Source organism: Streptomyces sp. NPDC002742 (assembly GCF_042888885.1).
Taxonomy (GTDB): domain Bacteria; phylum Actinomycetota; class Actinomycetes; order Streptomycetales; family Streptomycetaceae; genus Streptomyces.
Map to the genome: position 1 here is coordinate 341713 of NZ_JBIAQF010000005.1, position 12875 is coordinate 354587.

General features: G+C 68.1%; 11 protein-coding genes and 1 tRNA gene. 5 read left to right on the top strand and 7 right to left on the bottom strand.

Annotated features, from left to right (window positions below):
• Positions 1-170: 170 nt before the first annotated feature.
• The 3 genes from ACFYW8_RS10985 to ACFYW8_RS10995 all read right to left on the bottom strand — a co-directional run bounded on the left by ACFYW8_RS10985 (position 171) and on the right by ACFYW8_RS10995 (position 2646).
• Positions 171-614 (bottom strand): hypothetical protein, encoded by a 444-nt coding sequence (locus tag ACFYW8_RS10985; protein ID WP_389070662.1) that lies wholly within the window; start codon positions 612-614, stop codon positions 171-173.
• 676 nt (positions 615-1290) lie between these two features.
• Positions 1291-1500: a hypothetical protein gene (locus ACFYW8_RS10990; RefSeq protein WP_389070664.1), complete on the bottom strand. Its 210-nt coding sequence runs from the start codon at positions 1498-1500 to the stop codon at positions 1291-1293.
• 63 nt (positions 1501-1563) lie between these two features.
• Complete coding sequence (locus ACFYW8_RS10995; RefSeq protein WP_389070667.1) at positions 1564-2646, bottom strand: ParB/RepB/Spo0J family partition protein; 1083 nt, start codon at positions 2644-2646, stop codon at positions 1564-1566.
• A gap of 913 nt (positions 2647-3559) precedes the next feature.
• Between ACFYW8_RS10995 and ACFYW8_RS11000 the strand changes: the two genes are divergently transcribed.
• Positions 3560-4531 (top strand): hypothetical protein, encoded by a 972-nt coding sequence (locus tag ACFYW8_RS11000; RefSeq protein WP_389070671.1) that lies wholly within the window; start codon positions 3560-3562, stop codon positions 4529-4531.
• Positions 4532-4556: 25 nt separating this feature from the next.
• Here ACFYW8_RS11000 and ACFYW8_RS11005 read toward each other — a convergent pair whose 3' ends face one another.
• Positions 4557-5507, bottom strand: a complete 951-nt coding sequence (locus ACFYW8_RS11005; RefSeq protein WP_389070677.1) for a recombinase family protein — start codon at positions 5505-5507, stop codon at positions 4557-4559.
• A 16-nt stretch (positions 5508-5523) separates the two neighbouring features.
• On the bottom strand, positions 5524-5703 hold the full coding sequence (locus ACFYW8_RS11010; RefSeq protein ID WP_389070681.1) for a helix-turn-helix domain-containing protein: 180 nt from the start codon (positions 5701-5703) through the stop codon (positions 5524-5526).
• Between the two features lie 268 nt (positions 5704-5971).
• On the opposite strand from ACFYW8_RS11010, the gene ACFYW8_RS11015 reads away from it, so the two are divergent.
• Positions 5972-7492, top strand: a complete 1521-nt coding sequence (locus ACFYW8_RS11015) for a site-specific integrase (RefSeq protein ID WP_389070684.1) — start codon at positions 5972-5974, stop codon at positions 7490-7492.
• 155 nt (positions 7493-7647) lie between these two features.
• Here ACFYW8_RS11015 and ACFYW8_RS11020 read toward each other — a convergent pair.
• Positions 7648-7721: transfer RNA gene (locus ACFYW8_RS11020), tRNA-Thr, on the bottom strand.
• Between the two features lie 239 nt (positions 7722-7960).
• On the opposite strand from ACFYW8_RS11020, the gene ACFYW8_RS11025 reads away from it, so the two are divergent.
• From ACFYW8_RS11025 to ACFYW8_RS11035, 3 genes are all read left to right on the top strand, one after another.
• Positions 7961-9097 (top strand): sn-glycerol-3-phosphate ABC transporter ATP-binding protein UgpC, encoded by a 1137-nt coding sequence (locus tag ACFYW8_RS11025; RefSeq protein ID WP_365871385.1) that lies wholly within the window; start codon positions 7961-7963, stop codon positions 9095-9097.
• Positions 9098-9331: 234 nt separating this feature from the next.
• Complete coding sequence (locus ACFYW8_RS11030; protein WP_365871383.1) at positions 9332-9781, top strand: hypothetical protein; 450 nt, start codon at positions 9332-9334, stop codon at positions 9779-9781.
• A 246-nt stretch (positions 9782-10027) separates the two neighbouring features.
• Complete coding sequence (locus ACFYW8_RS11035; RefSeq protein WP_261702030.1) at positions 10028-10759, top strand: nucleotidyltransferase family protein; 732 nt, start codon at positions 10028-10030, stop codon at positions 10757-10759.
• 336 nt (positions 10760-11095) lie between these two features.
• On the opposite strand, the gene ACFYW8_RS11040 is transcribed toward ACFYW8_RS11035, so the two are convergent.
• Positions 11096-12820, bottom strand: coding sequence for a DoxX family protein (locus ACFYW8_RS11040; RefSeq protein WP_389070694.1), 1725 nt, complete (start codon positions 12818-12820; stop codon positions 11096-11098).
• Positions 12821-12875 lie beyond the last annotated feature (55 nt).

A 12875-nucleotide genomic window follows, 5' to 3' on the forward strand; every position in this document is an offset into this window, starting at 1 on the left:
GGTTCACTCTCCTGCTGCTCAGGCCCCCGGGTTGGTGTGTCCTCACCGCCGGGGGCCGTCTCGTTGGTGGCTTGTGCTGCCAACCGTAGCGGTGCTGCCGAGTGTCTGCAGAAGCAACAGCGTTGCCACGAGCCGCTGTTGGCGCGGGCCGCGACGACGCTGGTCACACGTCAAGTGCTGGTGCTGTCGGACAAGCACAGCACTGCTGCGTGGGTGCGAATGCGCAGGTACTTCTGCGCAGTGGTGTGCCCGTCCCAACGAGCGCGGGCGTCGCCGGCGGGGACACGCTGAACGTGGTCGAAGAGCATCAGGTCCGCGGGCGCGACGGGCCAGGTGAACTGCCAGCCCCCGGCACGCAGGAACAGCCGATGCCAGCCGTCACCGGCGTCGGGTGCGGGCGCAATGACGCTTGGATGGAGGGCAGCGAGCCACGCGGCGAGGTGGTTGCGTTCTCTGTAGGCAGCGGCCAGGGCTTCGGCGTGCTCGCCTACCAGGCGCTGCACTGTCGGCTCGGCCGCGTCGAGGACATCGCGTTCCTCGACTGTGTTCGGAGCATATGGAGCGATGAGGTCACCGGACTCAAGCCCGGTGACGCCATCGTGGAAGTAGCGCAACGCTTCTCGCCTATCGGTCGTTGCAGCCGCAGATGCCTTGCTGCGTGCACCAGCCGTCGCACGCGTTGCACCACGTCATCCCGGGAACTGGCGGGGTGCGCTGTTCTATGGGTGCAGCGGGCCCGAGTCGGCCGACAGGGCCTTGCGAGATTGCCTTTTCGAGCTCAGCGACGTGTTCCGCAGCCGCCGGGTCGGGGGTAGCCCGGTCCATCGGCGGTCTCCGGGCAGACGAACCGGGCCCGCTTCGTTCGGCCATGACCTTGTCCAGCGGTCCGTAGCGTTCGCGCATGAGCCGCTCGTACCGCTCGGGGTCGTCTGCATGGTCGGCACGGTAGGTCGCAGTCATGTGTCTTCTCCTGGGTACGCGGGGACCCGCCCGGCCGGGTGGCTGAGCGGGTCCATTTCGCGGGTGCGTGGGGCGGCATCCCTTGCGGCTCCGCATGGGCGGAGCCGGTGTCTGGCGGGCAGGGCGCGGGGGGGTTGCCACCCGCCAGACACCGTGAGGGGATGCCGCATGCCACGGCGTTACTGACGGGCCGGTCCCGCGACTGCAGCCGTTCCCGATCAGCGCACAGAACGTACCACGTTCGAGTGTTGTGGCACATCTCTTGTGGGATCGAGACAGGTGACCTTGCGGTCGTCGTTACGCTCCAGCCGGCCAACAGTCGGGGTGCGGTTAGTCAACGAGAGGGTCGGTGTCGGTCGGGGCGGAGCTAGGCCGGTCGACCCACAGGACAGCCCCGAAGCCGTAACCGTCCAGGGTGTCGGTGCCACAGGCGTCTGGTTCGTCGACGAGGAACAGCGCATCCTGGCCCTCCTTGGCACGGGCGCCGAAGTCGGCAGGTTTCATGCTCGTCCAGTCAGGGCGGCCGGTTGCATCGCTCACAGGGGTTCCCTTCGGTAATTGGGGCCAAGCTCGGCCCGCCCCGGGCAGGGCGGGCCGAGTCAGTCAAACCGCAGTCGAAGCCGCACGCTTGGCCGGAGCCTTCCGCTTGGCCGAGGCCGCTCGCTTCGGCCTGATCGAAGCCTCCGGCCCGACCGGGACCTGCGGCTCCACCGGCGCCTCCGGCCCGACCGGCGCCGCGAGGCTCTTGTGCTCGGCGTCGGGGTTCAGGCGGGCGATCTCGCGGGCCTCGGCATGCGCCTTGACCTGCCGCAGGTTCCACCGAGCCTTGGCTACCGCGTCGGCAACGCGGTCCATCTGCGCCATACGCTTGCCGACCTCGCCCTCCAGGGCCAGAGCGAGCTTCATCGGGTCAGCCTTGCCGAGGTCTTCCAGCAGGCCGAGCACCTGCTCGATCTTGTCGATGTTCCTCCGCGCTGTGACGCGCTCGCGCTGCCGTTCCTCGCGCTGCTCGGGGGTCATGTCCTCCACAAGGAGTGCGATGGTCTGGCCCTGCTGCTGCTTCAACGCGTAGGCGAAGTGCACCAGTTCGTTGTCGCCCGCGAAGGCACCCTTGGCCCACTTCTTCATGACCGCCGCCTGGTTGCCGGGCGTCAGGGCCGCGATCTGCACGGCGGCCTGGGTGCCTATCGCGCCCGAGTTGACGTGCTGCTGGACTTCGTCGGTCAGGGCGAGCAGCGCCAGGCGCAGGTTCACGTACTGCGTGGACTTCCCGAACTCCTTGGCGACCACGCCGGCCTCGACACCGTCCCCTTCGTCGAGGATCCGTCGGAACGCCCTGGCTTCCTCCATCGGCGTCATATCGGCGCGGTTGAGGTTCTCGGCGACCGACCTCTTGAAACGCTCCAGGCCGGTCAGGTCGTCGGCGGAGACGATGCAGTTGATGTGCGTCAGCTCGGCGAGCTGGTGGGCGCGCCAGCGACGCTCGCCCGCGACGATCTCGTAGACGTGGACTTCGCCGTCCGCCCGGGCCTCGGAGGGCTGCATGGGGCGAACCTCGATGGGCTGCATGAGGCCAAACCGCTTGATGCTGTCCGCGAGCTCCTGCAGAGCGGCGGGGTCGAAGTATTCGCGCGGCTGACGCTCGTTGCGGTGAATCTCGCTGATGGGCAGGGACTGGATCGTCACGGCTTCACTCCAAGAGGCCTGGTGGGGTGGGGCGGGTCCCTCTCCCCCTCCTGCTCTTATTGTAGCTGCACAAGCGGTGGTGGCAAGTATTTTTGGGGCGATTACCGCAGGTCAGAGCATGCGTAGAGGCGAGCGCCAAAGGATGCGCCCGCCTCTGTACGTATGGGGGTTCAGGTCAGCTTGCCTGCTCCAGCGCCGCCCCTGCGTGGCCTGGTTTCTCGTGCGGCCCCCCGTCCAAGACCACGGCCAGCGCCCGTAGCGCCACCCGCGCCTCTCGCACCCCCAGGCTGCGGCGGTTCGATCCCTCGGCCTCTTGCATGCGCCGACGGATGCGTGCCGGATCGACAGCCACTGTGACTTCCTCCCCTACTGGGCGGCGAGCGCCCTTCTTTTCACCACACGCGATCGGTTCGCGTGCACCACCCCTCGCCGATTCCCGCACTTCCCCCAAAAGAGAACTAGAGACCCCCGCACCAGAGACCTGGGCCCGTCTTCCCAGATGCCTGACCGGCCTACCCTCGGCCTCTTACCAGGAGCTATCTCCGAGCTGATTCAGGGCATCACTCTCCCCTTGACCCTGATCCGCTACCACCGGAAGATCAGCCGAGCCCTCGGCCACCACCCGCACCTGAGCAGGCGCCTCGGCTATCGAGACCACGATCAGGCCAGCAATCGCCACGAGCGCGCCAGAAGCCACGAGCCGCAAAATACGACGAACGACCATGCAAGGTTCCCCTTCGTATCCGAGTCGACAGGCAGGCGTGCGTCCCACAGCCTTCAGATGGCCTGCCCGAAAAGGTGACGCGCGTTGATTTAGTGCGCCTTATTCGAACACCCTGTAGCGGTTTTGTGCGATCATCAAGCCTTCCATACCCAGGGTTTCGCCCACTGGACATTGTCAGGGGTTCGAAAGGTGCCACAAGTACCGAAGCTGCCTGATCTGTCTCCTCAGGCCGTAGACACTTACTTACGCATCCTCGCGGGAGACAAGCTGGCTCCAACAACCGTCGGCCTGGAAGAACTTGTCGACGTAGGCCTGGCCGTCGCGCACCCGTACGAGGCAGACGTATATGCCGCTGTCGAGCCACGCCACACCTACGCGCATATGGTCAACCTGGTACACCAGCAACTGACTTCAGTAACCGCCTACGTCGGCGCCTTGCCTGACTTTCTGCTGCAGCTTCGCGATCACTACGACGCAGCTCGCGCGACCGGCTCGGTGGAGCTCCTGACCGGCAAGAAACTCATCAACACACGCATCTCCGAGCAGGCGGCCGCCGCTCGCAGTGTGGTCCGAACTGCCCAGCCCGGCCAGCGAACAGCCGACGACCTAACTCGTTCCAGGACCCGCGACCCGCAAGCCCTCGCGCGCGGCCTGGCACTCCGCACGCTTTACCACAGCTCCGTCCGCCGAGTCGCCAACGTCGGCGACTGGGCCCACGAGATGGCTGCCGCCGGCGGAGAAATCCGCACCCTCAACACGCCGTTTCCACGCATCGTCATGTACGACACCCAGGCCGCGTTCATCCCTGTTCACAACAGCGAGGTAGACGCGTCGGAAGAAGCGGTCCTGGTCCGTGACCATCTGGTGTGCGGCTTCATCGCCGCCGTGTTCGACCTGTTCTGGCAGGGCGCCGACCCATGGCTCGGCGGCCGGGGCAGCGCCAATCCTGATGGAACACTGAATACCAATCCCACCCAGCGGGCCGTCCTTCGCCAACTGTGCCTGGGCAAGAATCAGAAACAGGCCGCGAAGGCGTGCGGGATCAGCACAAGTTGGGCCAACGAGCAGATGAGCGATCTGCGCAAGACTCTCGACGTGGAGACGATGAACGAGGTCATCTACTGGTGGCCGACCTCACCCGATCACGACGTAAAGCCGTAGCGCCCGGCGCGGTGCCGGTCCAGCCTCAAGCAGCTTCGGCAGCGCGCCAGTTCAGCTCAACCCGGTCGTCAACGTCGCGCACCCCTCGGGCACGCGCCGGACGCACAACGATCTTTTCCAACAGCAGCAGCACCAGCGCCCGTTTGGAGCTGTACGGCGCGTGCTCCCACCAGCGTGCCAAGTCCTCCACCCCGCCCAACGGCACATTGGCGGCCTGCTCGACAAAGCGCAGCCGGGATCGCACTACCTTCAGATCCTCGGTGATGCGTTTGTCCGCCGCAACGAACGCGTCCCGCGAGAGGTCATGGGCCGCGTACGGTGCGGCCAGTTCGGCGCGGGATTCCTCCAGGGCGACCTGTCGCCCGCGCAGCTGTTTCGCCTCAGCCTCGGCGCTCTCTCTGGCCTGTTCCAGAACAGCGCGCGATCCGGGGCGGGCCAGCTCACCCAGAAGATGCTCGGCCACGTGGTCTTCCAACAGGGATGCGGTTATGCGGACTTTGCCGCACCCTCCGCGGCTGGTCTGACAGCGGTAGGAGGGCGTGCCCGCGCTGGTACGCCCTCCCGTCATCGGCGTGGAGCACTCGCCGCACACCGCGACGCCGCTTGCCAGTAGGTATTCGTTGTCCGGCTCGCGGCTCTCGCCTGAGCGAACGCTGCCACGCCGGCCAGGGCGCTTCTGCAACTCCCGGAACTCCTCCGGGGTGATCAGCGCCTCGCGGCCTGTCTCGACCAGCTCTCCACCTTCAGGGGCGCGCTCCAGTCCGGCGATCGCCGGGTTGTCCAGGAGTCGGCCCAGCGTCATGCTGGTCCACGCGCCGCCCATGGTTCCGCGGTGTCCCTCAGCGTTCATCCACGCTGCGGCCTCAGCCTGCGATTGCCCGGCCCGGATGCGGCTCACAGCCTCGCGTACGACTTGGCGCTCATCCGCGCGAACGCGCGTCAGGGCCTGGTTGTCGAACCCGTACAACCGCGGCATGCCACCGTTCTCACCTTCAACTCGACGGCCCGCCGAGGGCTCCCCGCAGCGAGCTGACCCCCAGCGCCTCCCACAGGGCTGCTGTGGGGATTCGCACCGTGTTGCCTATCGGCAGAACCCTTACGGGGAACTGCCCGGACTTGATCAAGTCGTACGCCTTGTTGTGGCCGATACCCAGCGCACGGGCAGCGGTCACGACGTTGACTGTTGCAGGTAGCGCCAAGACCTCGTCAAGGCTCATCCCGCGCTGATCAGGGACCGTCGTAATGCCTGTCCTTGCCATCTCGTTGTCGCGTTTCTCCCCGCGCGCCAACCCGCGCTCACCATACACGGAGCAAGCAAAACAATCAGCCCTCGAAGGGGCCACTAGGGAAGAATGAGCACCGACAGTGACGTCCTAGCGAAGGGTCCAGGGCACGGTGTTCGAGGAAAAGACGTATAAAAGGTGCGCCTGTAAAGGTCCGTTGTTCGACGACGACGGCAAGCCCATTTTCAACGACGACGGCACCCGGAAGATCGGCCACCTGGAGCGGAACTGCCCCAAACTCACAGAGCGCACTCACGGCTCGTGGTATTACCAAATCGACCTGGAGCGAGACGGTGACGGCCACCGCAAGCGCGCCCGCGAGGGCAGCTTTCGCACCCAGGAAGAGGCCGCAGCCAAGTGCGAGGAGGTGTGGCGGGCCTCCAAGGCCGGCGTGAACGTGCTGTCCGACGAAACCGTCGCGGAGTTCCTGCTGCGCTGGATCAAGAGCAAGAAGACCGAGCTGAAGCGGACCACCGCCCACGAGTACGCGCGGGACATCGAGCTGTACTTAGTCCCCCACCTCGGCGCTCTGAAGATGCGCGACCTACGGGCCCGCCACTGCCAGGGCATCTTCGACTGGATCATTGCCGACAACGAGCGCCGCGCTGAGCACCGCGCCCGCGTCGACGAGCTACGCACGAAGACCGACGTCAGGTCGCAGGCATGGCGCAACGCTCCGCGCTCCACACCGGACGAGAAGTCAGAGCGAGCCCTCCTGCGAGGAATGTGGACAGAGGCCCGAAACGACTACGAGGCCGCCCGCAAGAAGATGCAGCGGCGCACCGGCCCGGCCACGATGCTCAGCATCAAGGCAACGCTGTCCTCCGCTCTGGGCGCCGCCGTCAAAGAAGAGCTGATTGCCAAGAACTACGCCCAGTTCCTCACCCTGCCGAAGGTCACCAAGCCGCGCGCCCTCGCGTGGACCGCCCCGCGGGTGGCCCGCTGGAAGCGGACTGGCGAGAAGCCGTCCCCGGTCATGGTGTGGCCCCTGAAGCAGACGGCAGAGTTCCTGGACTTCATCGTCGGCGACCGGCATTTCCACGCCTGGCACCTGGTGCTCTTCCACGGCCTACGCCGCGGCGAGCTGGCCGCGCTCACCTGGGACGAGATCGACCTGAACGAAGAGGTCATCCACATCAGCGAACAGCTGGTGTCGATCTCGTACGAGGTCCACGAGGACGACCCGAAGGCCGACAGCGTCCGCGACATCAAGCTGAACCGAGACTCGGTGATGCTGCTCAAGGCGTGGCAGAAGAAGCAGAGCGCCGAGCGCGCCGAGTGGGAGGCCGAGAAAGCAGCGAAGAACTCCGGAAACCGGGTCTTCACCAAGGAAGACGGCTCCGTGTACCACCCGCAGTTCTTCTCTGACCGGTGGGACCGACTGGTGCAGTTGTCCGGACTGCCGCCGATCCGGCTGCACGACGGCCGCCACGAGGCGGCAAGCCTGGCGCTTGCTGCCGGCGTCGCCCCGAAGGCCGTACAGGCAATGCTCGGGCACTCCTCAATGCGGATGACGACCGATACCTACCAGACGGTGCTGCCCGAGATGCACGCCGCGACTGCGTCCGCGTCCCTTGACCTCCTCACCGCATACCGGGAGAAGGAGAAGAAGGACGCGAAGAAGGCCAAGAAGAAGGCGAAGAAGAAGTCCAAGGACCAGGGCGAAGAGGCGGCCTGACGGGGCCTGAAGCCAGTCTCGCCCCCCGCGCGGGCCCCATTTGGGCCCCATCGACACACTTTCAAGATCGACAAGGCTAGTGGTTTAGACCACGAAGAGATCACGGAAAAGCAAAAGCCCCAGGTCACGGCGAGTGAGTCCTGAGGCTTCCACAGAGCCCCCTGTCGGATTCGAACCGACGACCTACGCATTACAAGTGCGTTGCTCTGGCCATCTGAGCTAAGGAGGCGTGCCGCGCGCGCGGGGCGGGCGTGCCCGTGCAGTGTACCCACGTCACGACGGAGCCCTGTCGAGAGTTTCCGCGAACTTCACCGGTGCCCGGGTGCTGACAGAACACATGAACGCCAGGTAGCGTCCTGACCCGGTTCACTCATGTGGACTACACCACTATGGGCGTTTCCGTAGTGGATCACCACCTTTACAACGGATCGTCCGGCACGTTCCTGCCGGTGAAGGGGGCCCATCACCATGGCCACTGTCTCGTTCGACAAGGCGACCCGGATCTACCCGGGTTCCGAGAAGCCCGCCGTCGATGCTCTGGAGATCGACATCGAGGACGGCGAGTTCCTCGTCCTCGTCGGTCCCTCCGGCTGCGGCAAGTCCACCTCGCTCCGCATGCTCGCGGGGCTCGAGGACGTGAACGCCGGCGCCATCCGCATCGGTGACCGCGACGTCACGCACCTGCCGCCCAAGGACCGGGACATCGCGATGGTGTTCCAGAACTACGCGCTCTACCCGCACATGACCGTCGCCGACAACATGGGCTTCGCGCTCAAGATCGCCGGCGTCAACAAGGCCGACATCCGCCAGAAGGTCGAGGACGCGGCGAAGATCCTCGACCTCACCGAGTACCTCGGCCGCAAGCCGAAGGCCCTCTCGGGCGGTCAGCGCCAGCGTGTCGCCATGGGCCGCGCCATCGTGCGTGAGCCCCAGGTCTTCCTCATGGACGAGCCGCTGTCGAACCTCGACGCCAAGCTCCGCGTCTCCACCCGTACGCAGATCGCCTCGCTCCAGCGCCGCCTCGGCATCACCACGGTGTACGTCACCCACGACCAGGTCGAGGCCATGACCATGGGCGACCGCGTGGCCGTGCTGAAGGACGGCCTGCTCCAGCAGGTCGACTCGCCGCGCAACATGTACGACCGCCCGGCCAACCTCTTCGTCGCCGGCTTCATCGGCTCCCCGGCGATGAACCTCGTCGAGGTCCCGATCACCGACGGTGGCGTGAAGTTCGGCAACAGCGTCGTCCCGGTCAACCGCGAGGCCCTCTCGGCCGCCGCCGACAAGGGCGACCGCACGGTCACCGTCGGCGTGCGCCCCGAGCACTTCGATGTCGTCGAGCACAACGGCGAGGCCGCCAAGTCGCTGTCGAAGGACACCGAGGACGCCCCGGCCGGTCTCGCCGTCTCGGTGAACGTCGTCGAGGAGCTCGGCGCCGACGGCTACGTCTACGGCTCCGCGAAGGTCGACGACAAGTTGACGGACCTCGTCGTCCGCGTCAGCGGCCGCTCGGTCCCGGACAAGGGCGCCACGCTGCACGTCGTGCCGCGTCCGGGCGAGATCCACGTGTTCTCCACCTCGACGGGCGAGCGCCTGTCCGACTGACGTCCGCGTCATCCGGGCGGAAACGCACACCCCGTAAGGGTTGAATCAACCCAAGTTGACGAAGAGGGCCCCGCAGCAGGCTGCGGGGCCCTCTTCGTTGTCGACAAATACCGCGACAGACCGGGCATTTCGATATGCGTACGTCAACGCGGCGCCCAGAAAACACCACTTCCCCGTCCCCCGAACCGGTGACTAAATGTCGCCAAATCATCACCCCGCGCTACCCTCACTCGCGTGAAGCACTCCACCACTAACCAACGGACCCGGCGTGGCCGTGGCCCCGCCCGCCGGATCGGCCGCACCCTCGCCCTCGTTCTGCCTGTCGTCCTGGTGCTCTCCGGGACTCTCGCGGTCACCCGAGTCAACTGGTCGGGGAATTCCTCGAGCTCGGTGCTCACCGCGTCCTCCGAAGACGTCTCGACCCGAGCCGTCTCCCGCGTCCCGCAGGACGTCCTGCGCGACAAGCTGCTCCTGGAGCTCCAGGAGCAGAACCCGGGCGTGGCTCTCACCCACCTCCAGGAGGCGGTGAACGGCCGTCCGTCGCTCGCGAAGCACTGCGCCTCCATCGCCCGCGCCCTGGGCCGCGCCGCGGTCCGTACGTACGGACCGACCCGCGCCCAGTCCTTCGCCCGGCCCGTCTGTGACACGGCGTTCGCCTCGGGGGTCGCGGCCACCCATTTCTGAGGTCACCGCCCCCGTCCCCGGCGCGGCACCCCTCGGAGACCAGAACTCCCTCCGAGGGGCACTCCCCTTTCACGTCCGGCGTCATGGGCGGCGCCTTCGACCCGCTCCACCACGGCCGCCCACGGCATCGCGCGTCTTCCGGTCCACAGCGTCGCGAATCAGCCGATTCCGGACCGCCCGGTAACAGCTGATTAAGGAACGGTTGCCGCAGGAAGCCGCGTGCGGGGCGCCACGTACAGTTCGGGCATGACCGATCCGAACGCCGCGTCGCGCCCCGTTCAAGCCGTCGTCCTGGCCGGCGGCCAGGGTTCCCGGCTGCGCCCCTACACCGACGACCGGCCCAAGCCGATGGTCGAGATCCCCGGCACCGGGACGCCGATCATCGGCCACCAGCTGACCTGGCTCGCCGAGGAGGGCGTGACCGACGTCGTCGTCTCCTGCGGTCACCTCGCCGACGTCCTGCAGAAGTGGCTGGACTCGGCCGACCTTCCGCTCAACGTCACGACGGTCGTCGAGACGGAGCCCCTCGGCCGCGGCGGCGGCCTCAAGTACGCCGCGGCGCACCTCCCGCACCCGGACCTGCCCTGGTACGCGACGAACGGTGACATCTGGACCCGTTTCTCGCTGCGCGACATGGCGGACTTCCACGCCGAGCGCGACGCGGTCGCGACTCTCGCGCTGGCCCGCCCCCGCATCCCTTGGGGCGCGGTCAAGACCGACGGCTTCGGTCACATCACGGACTTCATCGAGGCCCCGCCCTCCACGTTCGAGATCAACGCGGGCGTCTACGTCTTCTCCCCCGAGTTCACCGACATGCTCCCCGAGCGCGGCGACCACGAGCGCACCACCTTCCCCCGCCTTGCCCGCGAACGCCGGCTGTCCGGCTTCCCGATCCCGCAGGGTGCCTACTGGCGCGCCATCGACACCGCCAAGGACCTCACGGAGGCGGCGAAGGAGCTCGCGGCCCTGGGCCGTTAGAGACGGCCCTGAGCCCTTGGAGACCGGCCCTGGCCGTTGGAGACCGGCCTCCCGGTCCCTCCCGGCTTTACGAGAGCCGTACGGGCGCGGCGACGGGACCACGTCCGCAACGCGGGCAACGCGGGCAACGCGACGGCACTACGGACAGGGCCGCGCGCGCGACGCCACGGCATCACGACAGAGCCGCGCACACGGCGCGACGGCACCACGGCAGGGCTTCGCACACCACGCCAGGGCGGCTTCCCGCCGCCTCCAAGCCGCACACGCGCGATGCGACGACAGGGCCCCGCACATCCGCGTGCGGGGCCCTGTCGTCGTCGCGATGCGGCGGGGGCGTCAGCCCAGCAGGCCACCCACCAGGCCCGGCTGGCCGGTGGACGAACTCCCGCCGCCGGTGGAGGTGCCGCTCCCGGTGCCCGTACCGCCGGTGCCGGTGCCGGCGCCACCGCCGCTGCCACCGCTGCCGCCGGTCGAGGTGCCGCCGCTGCTGGTGGGACCCGCGCTGGTGCTCGGCGCCTGGCCGACCGGCGAGGACCGCTGGGGCGGGGCCTGACCGCTGCCGTGGGTCTGGCTGGGCTGCCCACCGCCGGCCCTGCCGGTCTCCTGGGCGGCACCCGGCGTACTGGCCGCCGTCGACGGGGGCGCGGAGCTGCTCCGGCTGGGCGCCACCGAGGCCGACGGGGTGGCCTTCTGATGCCGCTTGCCGGGCGTCTCGGGGAGCGGGGAGCCGGGCAGTTCGTTGCGCGGGGCCTCGCCGGGCCCGGGGACGACGATCCGGCCGGAGTCGCGGACGGCGCCGCCGAGAAGCGAACCGATGAGCAGCGTCAGGCCGACGACGACGGCCATGAGGAGCGCGCCGCGGCGCAGCACCCGTGCGCGCAGGTCCCAGATGTCGGCGCGCGGCCCGAGTGTCCGCCAGGCCTCACTGGCCAGCCGCCCGTCTGCGGAGTAGACCGGGGCGCCCGCGATGATCAGCGGGGACCAGGCGGCGAGGTAGATGATGTCGGGCGCGTCGTACGCGGGAACCGTCTTCCAGCTGACCGTGACGATGAGCGCCGCCGACAGCATCGCACCGACGCCCGCGGCCACCCGCTGCCACAGCCCGAGGACGGTCACGACGCCGACGATGACCTGGAAGAAGGCGATGACGAGCCCGGAGCCGACGGGGTGCTGGAGCGCGAACTGCCGCAGCGGCTCGGCTACTTCCCACGGGTGCAGCGTGTTGAGCCACTTCGTCATGGAGCCGCGCTTGCCGCCGTCGAAGTAGACGGGGTCGCAGAGCTTGCCCATGCCGGCGTAGACGGAGATGAATCCGAGGAAGACGCGCAGCGGGAGCAGCACGACGCCGAGGTTCATCCGGCGGCCGGGGTGATAGGCCTGCCGGACCGGGTCGGAGCCGCGTCGCCTGGCGGGGGCGTCGGCCGCCGTCTCGTCGAAGTCGTCGCCCTCGAAGCCGTAGTCCCCGAAGTCGGCGTCCGCGTAGGCCTGTTCGTCGTAGGCCCGTTCGTCGTAGGCGCTGCCCACGCTGCGCATCCGCGGCAGTAGCCGCTGCTCTTCGCCGACGGGAGTACGCGGGCTGCCGACGCGGGGCGTCTCGACCGTGTCGCCGGTCAGATCGCCTGCGTAGCCCGGCTGTTCGCCGATGCGCGGGATGACCTGGGTCGAACCGGCGTCGGCCGTCGGCCCGGTTGAGCCGTGGGTCTGGCCCGCGCTCCGCACGGCCTGGAGCAGGCGGTGGGCGCCGGTGTCGTCCGGCGCGGACTTCCCGCTCCAGACGACGGGTGCGCGGCGGCGGGCCCCGCCGACCGGACCGGCCCCGCCCGCTCGGGCCGACACGGCACCGGGGATCCGCGCCGCGTCGCCGGGAGAGCCCAAGTGCCGTGCGACGCGCGGGGACTGGCCCCGCGAGGCGCCCGCCAGCTGGACGCGGAAGCTCGCATGATTGACGATGACCTGCGCCGGATCGCTCGGCACCTTCACCATGCTCAGCGCGGGAACGTCGTCGAATCCCGACGAGCGGTCCCCCGTGGGTGTGCGGGGTGTTCTGGTGTCCACACTCATCTAACCGAGTGACGTGTGGTTAGGACACTGCTTTGACCGCGCCGAACTGTCCGGA

Excerpts from the sequence above, each read along its gene's own strand:
- ACFYW8_RS11025 (WP_365871385.1), top strand. The coding sequence starts at position 7,961 with ATGGCCACTGTCTCGTTCGACAAGGCGACCCGGATCTACCCGGGTTCC.
- ACFYW8_RS11035 (WP_261702030.1), top strand. The coding sequence starts at position 10,028 with ATGACCGATCCGAACGCCGCGTCGCGCCCCGTTCAAGCCGTCGTCCTG.
- ACFYW8_RS11005 (WP_389070677.1), bottom strand. The coding sequence starts at position 5,507 with ATGCCGCGGTTGTACGGGTTCGACAACCAGGCCCTGACGCGCGTTCGC.
- ACFYW8_RS11040 (WP_389070694.1), bottom strand. The coding sequence starts at position 12,820 with ATGAGTGTGGACACCAGAACACCCCGCACACCCACGGGGGACCGCTCG.